This is a genomic window from Pseudomonas sp., from assembly GCF_049301935.1.
Classification (GTDB): domain Bacteria; phylum Pseudomonadota; class Gammaproteobacteria; order Pseudomonadales; family Pseudomonadaceae; genus Aquipseudomonas.
Map to the genome: position 1 here is coordinate 1 of NZ_JBAQLP010000092.1, position 13,512 is coordinate 13,512.

The following is a 13,512-nucleotide window of genomic DNA, read 5'->3' on the forward strand; positions in this document are numbered from 1 at the left end:
ACTCAGGCTGCCAGCACCTGCGCTCGCTTCGTCGTCGGTTGTACTGTCGCCAACCTCCTTGTTGCCTTCGGCACTGTCCGCCGGCAGACCATTGGCCGCCGTCTTCGACATGCCATCTTCTTCAACCATCCTTTCAATCGGACGAGCCTGATCAATTCCACTTGGCATGTCGTCATCAAAGATAACTCTCAGCACACCATTTACAGCACTGCCATTCGAGTCGGTAACCGTGTAAGTCAAGGTTGCTAGAGCATCATTTTCAGTATCGTCCCCCTCCTGACCATCCAAGCTTTCATGCAGCACGTTCTGCAGCAACGTCACTGTATAAGCGCCTGAAATTGGGTTAACCACTACCTGAAAGATGACTCCACGCTCATCATCAGCAATGGCTGACAGGGTGTTTGTGGCTGCATCCCAGCTGTAAACAATGGACTCTGCACCCAATGTCGCTCCGAGCCCGTCCATTGCAAAGAAACTTATCGACCCCGGACCATCTCCGCCAAAATCAAAAACTAACGCTCCACTAAAGGTTGATTCTTTATCATCGCCATCGAAATTTGGAACGGTTGAATCTCCCGCAGAGCTGCCGGCATTGCCAGTTTCTAGGCCGTCATCATCAATAGAAGCTTCAACTCCCCCTGCACTCGGAAGAAAGTCGATTGCAGGCACTTCTGGCTCATCAGCAACCACCGGCTCAGGATCGGGAAATTCAGGCCCACTACTCAGCCCTTCGGTGGGGAAACCAATAACCGGGTCCAGCGCACCGCCGGTTTCACCCAGCAGAACAAAAGAGTGCCCGCCACCACCAGCACCGCCTGCGCCTCCTGCACCTGGTCCGGCAGCAGTTGCTTCACCTTCAAGAGTCGGGTCGACGCCAGCCTCGATGGCGGCCTGTAATTGTTCAACATCAGTCAGATCGCCATCACTTGGCGCCGCCGAAGGCGTATCAGCAGTGGGGGCTGGTTGGTTGGAACTGCCTGCGAGCATTTGCTCGGTGAGGTTAAGACTACTGTCACGACCCAGGGTAAGTTGTTGCCCATTGCTCAGGGCAATCGCAATAGAACCAGCGGCCCCGGTAACGATTTGCTCCCCTACAAAAACTCGATCACCTTCACTGAGTGGCCGACGCGTTCCATCGCCAGCTACTGCATAGACTTCGCCGATAACTTGGCTGACGACACCAATCAAAGTAGCCATGATTCCATCCTCACTACAACTGCCGACCACCGTCGACACGTATGTCATAAAAGGTCAAAACACCCTTTGAGGAGAGAACAAAACCACTGGCTGAATTACAACGACGTTGCACTCAAAAACAAAAACGACAAAAAACTGTCACCCTGACCCACGTCGCCCACCACACCAGAAAGATCCCGCCCCTGTCGTACCTGACCATCTGTTTTAGTCGCGCACGCCACTTAAGAGCACGAAATGCACGGCTTCTGGATGAAACAATGTGCTGCTTTTCTCAGGCTGCATAAGATTTTTTTCTTATAGGGCTTGTAACAATTTTTTCTTAGCTACGCTGAAAAGTGTTCTTAGCTGTGATGTTACAGACTAGGTGTAGTTCACCAGATCAAATACGCCATTTTTTTGGCGACAGGATTTAGAGAATCTTATAAGGAGAGTTACCAGATGCGCGCACTCAACCCTTTATGGAGCAGTATCGTGTTGGCAGCGATCTGTACCCAGGCACACGGCATCACTCTGTCAGAGGCGATTCAAAGCACCCTGGACAACCATCCGGAGGTTCATGCTGGGGCTAACAGCCGCCTTTCATCGGATGAAGACGTCAAGATTGCCAAAGGCGGTTACCTGCCAACCGTCGACCTGCTGGTGGGCTACGGCCGTGAACACACCGACAGCCCAAGCACCCGAGCGCTGGGTAACCACAATACCGAAACACTGAATTACGGCACCTCTGAGCTGCGTCTGCGGCAAATGCTTTTTGATGGTTTTAATACGCCCAATGAGGTGGCGCGCACCAAGGCCGTGGTGAACTCGCGCGCCTATCGCCTGCTGGGGACTTCGGAAAGCCTGGCTCTGCGCACCGTAGAGGTGTACCTGGACCTGCTGATGCGCCGCGAAATGGTTGAGCTGGCGCGCAACAACCTGCAGGCCCATCAACGCATTAACGATCAGATCAGCCTGCGTAGCCAGCAAGGTGTTGGCAGTACGGCTGACCTTGACCAATCCGAAGCACGTTTGGCCTTGGCCGAGAACAACCTCTATACCGAGCAGGTAAATTTGGCCGACGCTGAAGCCAACTTTTTCAGTGCCGTTGGCCGCATGCCCGACGAGCTGGACTCCCCGGCCTCACTGAAAGGTTCATTGCCAGAAAACCTCACTGAAGCCCGGCAAGCGGTAATCGATAACAACCCCTTCCTGAAATCCGCACAGTCCGACGTGCAAGCCGCCGAAAAACAATACGAAGTTGCCAAATCGACCTTCTACCCACGTGTTGACCTTGAGCTGGCCACCAATGCCGACAACAACACCCAGGGCGATGAAGGTCATAACAACGGCTGGCGTGCGGCCGTGGTGATGAACTACAACCTGTTCAACGGCATGCGTGATAAGGCGCGCCTGCAATCGACTGCCCACCAGATCAATGAGTCGATGGATATCCGTAACAACGCCCTACGCGTACTCAACGAAAACCTCTCCCTGGCGTGGAACGCCATGGAAAACGCTCGACTGCAAACCCCCAAAGCGCGTGATTATGCGGACTACACCGCGCGGGTTCGCGAAGCCTATCAACAGCAATTCAGCCTGGGCCAACGCACCCTGCTCGACCTGCTGGACAGTGAGAACGAGCTCTTTACCGCTAACCGCCGCTACAGCGAAGTGCGCTTTAGCGAAGAGTTCTCGATGTACCGGGTAACCGCAGCGATGGGTGACTTGTTGCGTCAACAGCAAGTGGTTGTACCGGCAGAAGCTGTAGCCCTCACCGAAGTGAAGAGCGAGGCCCGCCTGCCGGACATGAAGTAGAACCGGCATAAGGAGTAGTAGACCTTGACCACCATGGAACGGCCGGGGTCATCCAGCGACCCGCGTCTTAATCACGATGACCCGCTGCTTGATGGCTTGTTGATTCTGTGCAAACTCCACGGCTGCTCAGCCAGCCGTGGCAGCCTGAGTGCAGGCCTGCCCTTAGCAGAGCAGCGCCTGACCGCCGAGTTGCTACCCCGCGCTGCAGCGCGGGCGGGTTTGCAAGGACGTTTGCTGCAACGCGACCTGGCCAGCATCTCAACCCTCAATCTTCCCGTACTGCTGCTGTTGAAGAACGGCCGTAGTGCTGTGTTGCGTCAATGGGGCCCGAAGAACCAGGCGCTGATCCTGCCCTGCGAAACCGATGGCGGCGAGCAATGGGTCAGCCGTGAACAGCTGGCCAGCGAGTACAGCGGCCAAGCCTTCTTTGCCCGGCCACGGCATGAGCTGGAAGAGGCACGCTCGCCACTCATACCACGCATCGAAGCCTGGTTTCGCGACACCCTAAAGCTGTCGCGCTGGCTGTACACCGATGCCATCCTCGCCAGCCTGCTGATCAACCTGCTCGGCCTGATGGTGCCGCTGTTTGTGATGCAGACCTATGACCGCGTCGTGCCCAACCAGGCCACCTCGACACTCTGGGTGCTGGCCATCGGTTTGTTTATCGGCATGGGCTTTGAGCTGCTGCTGAAAATATTGCGCGCCCACCTGCTGGATACCGCCGGCAAGAAAACCGATGTGGTGTTGTCGGCCACCTTGTTCGAACGCATCACGGGCATGTCAATGACGGCCCGCCCGGCCACCATTGGCGGCTTTGCCCAAAGCATTCATGATTTTCAGGGCCTGCGTGAATTTCTCACGGCCGTCACCCTCACCAGCCTGATCGACCTGCCCTTCTCATTTTTGATGATTACGGTGATCTGGCTGATCGGCGGTTGGCTGGTGGTCATCCCCTTACTGGCCTTTCCGCTTACCGCCCTTTTCGCCTTTATCATTCAGGCGCGCCTGCGCGATACGGTGGAAAAAAGCCTGCAACTGGCCTCGCAACGCCAAGCGCTGTTGATCGAAACCATCGGCGGCCTGGAAATGCTAAAGGCCTGCAGTGCGGAAAGTGAACGCCAGCATCAATGGGAAAAAACCCATGGTGCCCTCACCCGCCTGGATATCCATGCCCGCTCACTGGCAGCAATCGCCACCAACGGCACCCTGTTTCTGCAGCAGTTCGCCGGCATGGCCACTATTGTTGCCGGGGTCTACATCATCATCGCTGGCAACCTCAGCGTTGGTGCGCTGGTTGCCTGCTACATGTTGAGCAGCCGCATTCTCGCGCCGCTGGGGCAGATTGCTGGGTTGATCACCCGCTACCAGCAAGCGCGCCTGACCATGACCAGCACCGACGCGCTGATGGCCCTGCCGCAGGAGCGTCAGGCCAAGCAACGCCCACTGGACCGCACACAGCTGCATGGCGCGCTGGATGTACGCGATGTCACCTTCAGCTATCCCGGACAGACTACTCCGGCGCTTGCCGGCATCAGCCTGCGCCTGACGGCGGGTGAACGCATCGGCATCATCGGCCGCAGCGGCTCAGGCAAGAGCACCTTGGCGCGCCTGGTGATGGCCTTCTACAGCCCGGATAAAGGGCAAATCCTGCTGGACAACCTTGACCTGCGTCAGCTCGACGTGGCCGACTTGCGCCATCAGATTGGTTACGTCGCCCACGACCTGCCGCTACTGGCCGGCAGCCTGCGCGACAACCTGACCTTAGGCGCACGCTACGTCAGCGATGCACGGATGCTCGAAGTGGCCGAACTGACAGGCGTGGTCGACTTGGCGCGGCAACACCCGCAAGGCTTCGACCGCCCTGTGGGCGAACGCGGCCAGTTGCTTTCAGGTGGCCAACGCCAGGCCGTACTGCTGGCCCGCGCGTTGTTACTCGACCCGCCGATTTTGCTGCTGGATGAACCCACCAGCGCGATGGACAACACCAGCGAGGAAATCCTGCGTAACCGCCTGCAAACCTGGGCCCAGGGTAAAACCATGCTGCTGATCACCCACCGCGCCTCCATGCTTAGCCTGGTAGACCGGTTGGTGGTGCTGGACAACGGCCATATTGTTGCCGATGGCCCGAAAGAAGCAGTGATTGAAGCACTACGTAAAGGTCGAGTTGGCCCTGCGGCGGTATAGGAACGCTCATGCAAATAAGCACCTCGATTCGCGATTACTTCGCCAGCATGCACCAACGCAAGCAGGACACCGAGTTTATGCCGGAAGTCGACGGCGCCATTCTCGAAGACTCGCCCTGGTTCACCCGTATCACCGTGTGGGTGGTCAGCGCATGCCTGATCGTGGCCTTGATCTGGGCCAACTTTGCCGTACTGGAGGAAGTCACCACCGGTGAAGGCAAAGCCATCCCCTCCAGCAAGATTCAGGTCATCCAGAACCTGGAAGGTGGCATCGTCAGTGAGATATTTGTGCGCGAAGGCCAGATCGTCGAAAAAGGTGCCGTACTGCTGCGTCTGGACGACACGCGCTTTCTTTCCAACCGCGGCGAAACTGAAGCCGACCGCCTGGCTCTGGTGGCCCGGGTCGAGCGTTTAACCGCAGAAGCTGAAGGCCGCCCGATCAGCATGCCAGCGGATATCCTGCGCGAGGCCCCACAACTGGCCGAAGATGAGCTGGCGCTCTATCAATCAAGGCAAAATCGTCTACAAAGCGAGCAGCGCACGCTCGGCGAACAACTGCAGCAAAAACATCAGGAACTGGCCGAGTTTCGCGCCAAGGCCCAGCAATACCGCTCCAGCATGGGCCTGTTGCAGCAAGAACTGAATATGTCACAACCGCTGGTCGCCACCGGTGCCATTTCCCAGGTGGAAATCCTTCGCCTGCGCCGCAGCCTGGTGGAAGTTCGCGGCTCCCTGGACGCCACTAACCTGGCAATACCCAGAGCCGAATCGGCGATGGAAGAAATCAAGAGCAAGATTGAAGAGTCTGAGCTGAGTTTTCGCTCCGACGCCTTCAAGGAACTCAATGAAATTCGTACCGAACTGAAGAAGCTAACGGCCACCAGCGTAGCCATCGATGACCGCGTCAGCCGCACCACCGTGGTCTCCCCTGTACGCGGGGTGATCAAACAACTTAAGGTCAATACCATTGGCGGCGTGGTACAGCCTGGCAGTGACATGCTGGAAATCGTACCGCTGGACGACAGCCTGCTGATCGAGGCCAAGGTACGGCCGCAGGATGTCGCCTTTCTGCATCCAGGGCAAAAAGCCATGGTCAAATTCACCGCCTACGACTACACCATCTACGGCGGACTCAAAGCCAACCTGGAACTGATCAGTGCCGACACCATCACCGATGAAGAAGGCAACAGCTTCTACCTGATCCAGGTACGTACCGATAAAAGCCATCTGGGCAGCGCGGAACACCCGCTCTTGATCATCCCCGGCATGGTCGCCTCCGTGGACATCATCACCGGCGAGAAAAGCGTGCTCGACTACCTCCTCAAACCGGTGCTTAAAGCTCGCTCGGAAGCCATGCGTGAGCGCTGAAATGGCCTACCTAAGGGCCTGAGCAATCAGAGCAATGCACCCGACTTGCCGTGATTGCGCTGGAAGGTCTGTTCTCCCATCGCCTCAATCTGCCCCTCAATCAGCACCTCAAAAGGCTTGAGCAAGGCATCGAAACAGACCGGCGCCTCGACGGTATTCAGTGCAGTCACAATCGCCTCGATGGTGGATAGCGCACCGGGCATCGGCGCTTTGCGCAGGCGGTAACCTGACTGCAAGCCCGCCGGCAGCACAACCCTGGGCAAGGCCGCCAACAACGGATTGAGGTGCAACAACTTGCGTGCCTTGCGCCAGGTGCCATCGGGCACCACCAACAGCAGCGGCAGCTCGTTGTGCAGTTCGGCAAACTGCATCAGCGCTTGCGCCTGCTCGCCAGGAAACAACAAACACGCGCGATACCCTGGCTGCTGTAACAGCGCCGCAAGCGACTCGAAGACCTCACCCACCAGCAGTTCAGCATTACTCAAGCCAAGCGCCGCCAGGCGCGCGGTATTCAGCGCATGTCGAACCTCGCTCGGATGCTGCAAAATCAGCACCCGAGTACGGCTGGCCAGACAGGGGATAAGCGCACATAAACAGCGCTCAACTGGGCGGGTACAGCGCGGGCATTGCGGGCGTGGCATCGGTTTCTCCTCAGCCGCGCAGTTTGCCATAACAGCTAGAAAATCGGCCCACCGCTGCCGCGAGATGAGCCGATAAGCGTGCAAACAGCCGACTCTCCGCGGTTGCAGCGCAACGCCAAGCTGTCAGGGTATGGGTAAATACCCTGAGATGCTCGGCGCCCCAGCGCAACATGCTCACGAAAAAGGCGAGTACCCATTAGCTATTGCCTGCAATGGGTAGGTTGGCGTTGAGCGCAACGCAGCCCAACAGGCGTTGGCATAGATCGTTGGGCTTCGTCGCTGCGCTCCTCAACCCAAGCTAGGGTTTATCGCCGCGCAACCCGTACTTGGGGCAGGGTCAGGCGGATAAGACCTAGCGGCGCGGAAGTAGCGACTTGGCATCAGACGCATTGCTGCGCACGGGAATGGGTTGCAGTTTGGGCCGCTCACACAGGCCAAGGGCAACCAACAGATCAAGCAAGGCATTCTGCAACTTGGCGCTCATAAAATAGCCTCCAACCAAGGACATCGAATAGGTGCTTGGACACCTTCTTTCAGCCTAGTTCAGGCCACTTGAACCTGCTGCCCACTTCGTCGCCGCCGGCTAAAACAGCACACGTAAGCCGGCATATAGAGTACGTCCCGGCCCTGGCTCGAAGTAGCGAGCATTGCCGTCGTTGATCCGCAGGTTGTCGAAATACTCACGCCCCAGCAGGTTATCGACACCCAGGTAAGGTTCCAGGCTTTGCTCACCCAACTGAAAACACTTGCCGAGGCGCAGGTTGAACACGGCATAACCGGGAGCCGACTGGCTATTGGCATCGTTGGCATATACCCGTGCCTGGGCCGTAACACCGAGGCGCACATAAACCTCCTGATGCTCATAGGCCAGTTCGCTGAACAGGGTTTGCCGTGGAATACCCGGGATGCGCTTGCCGGAAAAGTCGCCTGCAGCTGTTTGATAATCTGCAAACCGGTAGCGGTTGTAGGCATAGGCCGCAGACCAGCGCCAGGCGTCGGCCAGTTGCCAATCCAGGCTCAGCTCCAGGCCATCGCGGCGCGACTGCCCGGCATTACGGTAGAGATTACGCCCAGGCTGGGTTGGCAGGCTGAAGCCCACCAACTCATCCTCCAGCTCAATTCGATAAAGCGCCAGGCCGTAGCGCAGCGCAGGCCATTCGCCCTTGATGCCCAGCTCACGACTGAACGCCTGGGCAGGCTGCAAGGCGCTGTTGAAGCCGCCACCTTGCGGGCTGCCCAGTTCGCTGATGGTAGGTGTTTCAAAGGAACTGGCCAGCCGCGCATACAGCGATTGCTGCGGGGTAAGGCGGTAACTCAGACCGGCGCTGTAGTTCCAGTCCTCCAGGCTGCGCGAGCCTGAATCATCGCGCTTATCGGCCAGATAAAAATCATCCACCGCCAACCGCACCTGGTCATAACGCAGCCCGAGCGTGGCCTGCCACTGCTCGCTCAGGTCGAGCTGATCCTCGATAAACAGCCCCTGGCTCAACGCCGACTCATCCTGCTGCTGACGAGACTGCCCGCGCTCGCCCAGCAAATTGTCATAGCGCCGACGATCATCACGCTGCGCCTCAAGATCAAAGCCGCTGGTGATCTTATGGGGCAGGCCGAGCAGCGCGCGGTGATGACTGTAGTGCCCGCCAACCCCACTGAAATAGCGCGCGAAGGTCGTCTGTCCGCCGTTGACAAAGCCCAGTCGATTGCCAAACTCTCGGTGCCCCAGGTAACTGCGCACCTGGTACTCATCGGCACCCGCAGCAAAACCATCCCAGACCAGGCCCAGACGCTGTTGACGGATATATTCATCGGCATCGAAGCGCAGGTTGTTCGGTGCTGCCTGACGGCGATCCACTTTTACCTGAGCGGCGGTCAGGCCGCCCGGGTCTTCGGCGCGGTTATCGATGGCGTTGAAGTTCAGACGCAAACGCCCCGTTGGCGCATACCAGCGCAGCTTGCCAGTCAGGCTGTTGGTGTGCGCCTGGCTGTGCTGGCGATAGCCCTCGAGCACGGTGCGGTTAAAGGCCAGCAAACCGCCCAGGTTACCCTGGCTGCCGCCGATTTCACCGCGCATACGCTGATAACCCAGCCCTGCCGCACTCAGGTCCAACTGCATCAAGGGCAAAGCCGGCGGCTCGCGGGTTTCAATCGCCAGCACGCCGCCAGCGGCATTGCCGTACAGCACCGAAGCCGGGCCGCGCAGCACTTCCATGCGTTCGACCAGGCCCAGGTCGAGGCCGTCGAGTTCGCTCTGGCCATCGGGCATGGTCAAGGGCACCCCATCGACCAGCACGCGAATGCCGCGCACACCGAAATTGCCGCGCGCACCAAAGCCGCGAATCGCCGGGCGCAGGCCCTGGGCCAGGTTGTAACGGTTGAGGCTGAACACGCCCGGCACCCGCGCCAGCCAGGCGTCCAGCGCGAGTGCCTGTTCACCGGGCGCAGCAGCGGCATCAATCACCGTCACTGCAGCCGGCGTACTCAACCAGCGCATGGTGCTGCGTGGCGAGGTGATCAGCAACGGCGCCAGCTCGACTGCTGCACCCGGTTCGCCAGCCGCAACCATGGCGCTATCCGCCAGTAGCCAGATACCGGCAGCAATCACGCAGAGCGACAGACGCACGCCGCTCAATACTCCTTGTCGGCCTGGTCCTTGCGCCGATAGGGGAACACATCGATGACCTTGCCGGCCCGAATCGCCTCCTGCAGGCTTTTCCAGTAGTCGGCGTCATACAGTTCGCCATGCAACTCGCTGAACAGCTTGCGCTGCTGCATATCGGCAAACAGAAACGGCGGGAACTCCTCGGGAAACACATCCAGCGGCGCCACCGAGTACCAGGGCTCGGACGACATTTCATCTTCCGGGTAGCGCGCCTGGGGGATACGGCGGAAATTCGCTTCGGTCAGGTAGCAGATCTCGTCATAGTCATAGAACACCACGCGGCCGTGACGGGTGACGCCAAAGTTCTTCAACAGCATGTCGCCAGGGAAGATATTCGCCGCCGCCAGCTGTTTGATGGCCAGGCCATAGTCATCCAGCGCTTCGCGCACCTGGGCTGCGCTGGCGCTTTCCACATACAGGTTGAGCGGGGTCATGCGCCGCTCGGTCCAGCAGTGGCGCACCAGCACGGTGTCGCCATTGACCTCGACGGTAGACGGCGCGACCTCCAGCAGCTCGGCCAGGCACTCCGGGTCGAACTTGCTCAGCGGGAAGCGGAAATCGGCGAACTCCTGGGTATCGGCCATGCGCCCTACCCGGTCGACGGTTTTCACCAGACGGTACTTCTCAATCACCGTGGCGCGGTCGACGTTCTTCGACGGCGAGAAACGATCCTTGATGATTTTGAACACGGTGTTGAAACCCGGCAGGGTGAACACGCTCATCACCATGCCGCGCACGCCGGGGGCCATGACGAACTTGTCATCGGTGGTCGCCAGGTGGTTGATCAGCGAGCGGTAGAACTCCGACTTGCCGTGCTTGTAGAAACCGATCGAGGTGTACAGCTCGGCAATATGCTTGCCCGGCAGAATGCGTTTGAGGAAGCCAACAAACTCCGCCGGGTAGCCAACCCGCACCATGAAATACGAGCGGGTGAAGGAGAAGATGATCGACACCTCGGCCTCATCGGTGATCAGCGCATCGATCTGGATACCCTGGCCTTCGCGGTGCAACAGCGGGATCACCAGCGGCCATTGCTCATCACGGGTGTAGATGCGCCCGACCAGGTAAGCGCCCTTGTTGCGGTACAGGCGCGAGGCGAACAGTTCGATGCGCAGGTCCGGGTCCTTGCACACCCAGTCCGGCAGGTTGGCGTGCAGCTGCTTGAGCAGCCGCGCCAGATCGCGGTCGAGGTTTTCATAGCCGACTTCGAAGCTGAAATCCTCGAAAACCTGCCGCAGCGCCTGTTCGATATTGCCCTTGGGTTCATACAGGCGGGTTTGCGGCGCCCGCTCATTGACCCGCAGCGCCGGCCGGGTGGTGTGGATAAACATGCAGCCATCGTTGATCTGGTCATGGCTGAACAGACCGCAAAAGATCGAGTTGAACCAGGTTTCCGCCAGCTCATCGTCGTAACGCAGATCGATCAGGGCGATATAGGCCGATTTGACCAGCGGCCACTGCACCACATCCAGCAGTACCTCTTCGGCATAAACCTGACGCAGGCGCGCACTGACCGCACTGACGCACTCCTCATACAAGGCAATACGCGCCGCTGAAGCCTGCTGAATTTCCTGCCACTGCGCCTGCTCGAAACGCACCCGCGCACCGTTGGTGATCTGCCGGAACTGCTCGCGGTAATCATCGAAGCCTTCGAGGATAAGCGCGGCAATTGCGCTGGCCGGCCATTGCTGTGGCATAAACGAACCCCTGCGGATGAAATACGGATAATCCGCCGAGCTTATCCAGTGGCAGCGCCAAGTAAAAGCCGGCAATGCCTGGATACGCGCTTATCTACAACGAAATATTGCCAATCAACGGCTTTGCAAGCGCATTTCGCATTGCCTTGGCGCAACAGCCCGGCAACACTGCTCGGCCTTTCCCGCTGCCATGGAGTGCGTTGTGCGCCCTGCCGACCTGATCCGTCTGCTCTTGCTTGCTGCCATCTGGGGCGCAAGTTTTCTGTTTATGCGCATCGTCGCGCCGGTACTCGGCAGCATGCCGACCGCATTTTTCCGCGCCAGCCTGGGCATGCTCGGCCTACTGGCGATTCTGCTGCTGATGGGCGTGCGCTGGAACTTCAGTGGCAAGCTCAAGCATTGCCTGATCCTCGGGGTGATCAACGCCGGCCTGCCCTCGGCCATGTACTGCATGGCGGCACTGGTGCTGCCGGCAGGTTATTCGGCGATTCTGAATGCCACCACGCCGATGATGGGGGTGTTGATCGGCATGCTGTTCTTTGCCGAAGCCCTGACCCTGAGCAAGGCTGCGGGCGTGGCCATCGGCCTGTTCGGGGTGGCCGTGCTGACCCGTACCGGCCCGGTGGAATTCGATCTGCCACTGCTCTGGGGCGCTGCCGCCTGCCTGGTAGCAACCGCTTGCTATGGCTTTGCCGGCTTCCTCACACGACGCTGGATCGGCCAGCAAGGCGGCCTGGATAACCGCCTCACCGCCTTCGCCAGCCTGTGCGGTGCCAGCCTGTTTCTGCTGCCACTGTTCGGCGGCGCCTTGATCATTCAACCGCCTGCCAGCTGGGGCGGGCTCGACGTGTGGTTGTCCCTGGCAGGGCTGGGCTTTATCTGTACCGCATTCGCCTACGTGCTGTATTTCCGCCTGCTCAGCGACATCGGCCCGATCAAGGCCAGCACCACCACCTTCCTCATCCCGCCATTCGGCGTGCTGTGGGGCGCATTGCTGCTGGACGAGCCGCTGTCCTGGGCCTATCTGTACGGTGGTGTGCTGATCGCCATCGCGCTATGGCTGGTGGTGCGGCCGAGTAGCGTGGCCAAGGTAGCGGCCTGAACGGGTGCAAGAGCAGCATCCAGACACACAGCACTGCATGTTGCATGGGGTACAGGCCGGGGTCAGGCGTTACCGCTCAGCTGCCGATCCATGGCATCGATGCACTGCTGCATCTGCGCGCGGCAGGTTTCAATCAGCTGCGGCAGGTCATCCTGGCTCAGACCGGCAGTAAGGATGGCCGGCAGGGAGCGGATCATGATTTCGCCGCTGTTCCAGCGGTTGAGCTGGATATGCTTGACGTAGGTGCTGACGCACACTGGGATGATCGGCACACCGGCAGCAATTGCCATCTGAAACGCGCCCTTCTTGAACGGCAGCAGGCCCTTGCCGAGGTTACGGGTGCCTTCGGCAAACACCCAGATCGAGGTGTCCTTGTGCTTGAGCGTGTCGGTGGTGGTGAGCATGGCCTGCTTGGCACGCACGGCATTGCCGCGGTCGAGCAATACATTGCCGGCCAACCAGTAGAGCTGGCCGAAGAACGGTACCCACTTCAGGCTCTTCTTGCCGATGCTGACGGTGCGTTTGGGCACCACGCGGCCGAGTACGTAAAGGTCGTAGTTGGACTGGTGGTTGGCGATGATCACGCACGAGCGCTGGTGCTCCAGCAGCGGCTGTACATCGGTCTTGAGTTTCCAGCGCAGCAACCACTGCGCCGGAAGACTGTATAGGCGTGCGCATAGACGGCTGTTATCGGGGTTGAACGGGCGGCAGATACCGAGCAGCAGGCCGAGGATGCCCGCAAGAATAAAGTGCACGCCCATCGCCAGCATGCGCAGAAGAAAAAGCATTTGGTACGCCCGTCATAGGAAAAAGGCGCGCAGTGTACGGGCGTGCACTGCTTTCGGCAATTGATGCTGATCAGAGGTCGTAA

The 13,512-nt window shown here is 59.1% G+C and carries 10 protein-coding genes; 4 read left to right on the forward strand and 6 right to left on the reverse strand.

Annotated features, from left to right (window positions below):
* The coding region (locus WA145_RS12460; RefSeq protein WP_422581876.1) for a retention module-containing protein at window positions 1-1,197 on the reverse strand (1,197 nt) is incomplete at its 3' end.
* A gap of 438 nt (window positions 1,198-1,635) precedes the next feature.
* Here WA145_RS12460 and WA145_RS12465 point away from each other — a divergent pair.
* The 3 genes from WA145_RS12465 to WA145_RS12475 are packed head-to-tail and all read left to right on the forward strand — an operon-like array spanning window position 1,636 to window position 6,542.
* A complete protein-coding gene (locus WA145_RS12465) occupies window positions 1,636-2,991 on the forward strand; it encodes a TolC family outer membrane protein (protein ID WP_422581877.1) in 1,356 nt (451 codons plus the stop codon).
* Window positions 2,992-3,024: 33 nt separating this feature from the next.
* Window positions 3,025-5,175, forward strand: coding sequence for a type I secretion system permease/ATPase (locus tag WA145_RS12470; RefSeq protein ID WP_422581885.1), 2,151 nt, complete (start codon window positions 3,025-3,027; stop codon window positions 5,173-5,175).
* Window positions 5,176-5,183: 8 nt separating this feature from the next.
* Window positions 5,184-6,542, forward strand: a complete 1,359-nt coding sequence (locus tag WA145_RS12475) for an HlyD family type I secretion periplasmic adaptor subunit (RefSeq protein ID WP_422581878.1) — start codon at window positions 5,184-5,186, stop codon at window positions 6,540-6,542.
* Between the two features lie 26 nt (window positions 6,543-6,568).
* Here the strand turns inward: WA145_RS12475 and WA145_RS12480 are convergent, their stop codons facing one another.
* From WA145_RS12480 to aceK, 4 genes are all read right to left on the reverse strand, one after another.
* Window positions 6,569-7,183, reverse strand: a complete 615-nt coding sequence (locus WA145_RS12480; RefSeq protein ID WP_422581879.1) for a tRNA-uridine aminocarboxypropyltransferase — start codon at window positions 7,181-7,183, stop codon at window positions 6,569-6,571.
* 352 nt (window positions 7,184-7,535) lie between these two features.
* Window positions 7,536-7,667 (reverse strand): PA1414 family protein, encoded by a 132-nt coding sequence (locus tag WA145_RS12485; RefSeq protein ID WP_422581880.1) that lies wholly within the window; start codon window positions 7,665-7,667, stop codon window positions 7,536-7,538.
* Window positions 7,668-7,766: 99 nt separating this feature from the next.
* On the reverse strand, window positions 7,767-9,803 hold the full coding sequence (locus tag WA145_RS12490; protein ID WP_422581881.1) for a TonB-dependent receptor family protein: 2,037 nt from the start codon (window positions 9,801-9,803) through the stop codon (window positions 7,767-7,769).
* Window positions 9,804-9,808: 5 nt separating this feature from the next.
* Window positions 9,809-11,539: a bifunctional isocitrate dehydrogenase kinase/phosphatase gene (gene aceK / locus WA145_RS12495; RefSeq protein WP_422581882.1), complete on the reverse strand. Its 1,731-nt coding sequence runs from the start codon at window positions 11,537-11,539 to the stop codon at window positions 9,809-9,811.
* Between the two features lie 202 nt (window positions 11,540-11,741).
* Here aceK and WA145_RS12500 point away from each other — a divergent pair, with 202 nt between their 5' ends.
* A complete protein-coding gene (locus WA145_RS12500) occupies window positions 11,742-12,641 on the forward strand; it encodes a DMT family transporter (RefSeq protein ID WP_422581883.1) in 900 nt (299 codons plus the stop codon).
* Between the two features lie 62 nt (window positions 12,642-12,703).
* Here the strand turns inward: WA145_RS12500 and WA145_RS12505 are convergent, their stop codons facing one another.
* Entirely contained in the window at window positions 12,704-13,429 is a 726-nt protein-coding gene (locus WA145_RS12505; RefSeq protein ID WP_422581884.1) for a 1-acylglycerol-3-phosphate O-acyltransferase, read from the reverse strand.
* Window positions 13,430-13,512 lie beyond the last annotated feature (83 nt).

What these genes read in the sequence shown, in the direction of transcription:
- WA145_RS12475 (WP_422581878.1), top strand. Translation starts at nt 5,184, where the DNA reads ATGCAAATAAGCACCTCGATTCGCGATTACTTCGCCAGCATGCACCAA.
- WA145_RS12480 (WP_422581879.1), bottom strand. Translation starts at nt 7,183, where the DNA reads ATGCCACGCCCGCAATGCCCGCGCTGTACCCGCCCAGTTGAGCGCTGT.
- WA145_RS12505 (WP_422581884.1), bottom strand. Translation starts at nt 13,429, where the DNA reads ATGCTTTTTCTTCTGCGCATGCTGGCGATGGGCGTGCACTTTATTCTT.
- WA145_RS12485 (WP_422581880.1), bottom strand. Translation starts at nt 7,667, where the DNA reads ATGAGCGCCAAGTTGCAGAATGCCTTGCTTGATCTGTTGGTTGCCCTT.
- WA145_RS12465 (WP_422581877.1), top strand. Translation starts at nt 1,636, where the DNA reads ATGCGCGCACTCAACCCTTTATGGAGCAGTATCGTGTTGGCAGCGATC.
- aceK (WP_422581882.1), bottom strand. Translation starts at nt 11,539, where the DNA reads ATGCCACAGCAATGGCCGGCCAGCGCAATTGCCGCGCTTATCCTCGAA.
- WA145_RS12470 (WP_422581885.1), top strand. Translation starts at nt 3,025, where the DNA reads ATGGAACGGCCGGGGTCATCCAGCGACCCGCGTCTTAATCACGATGAC.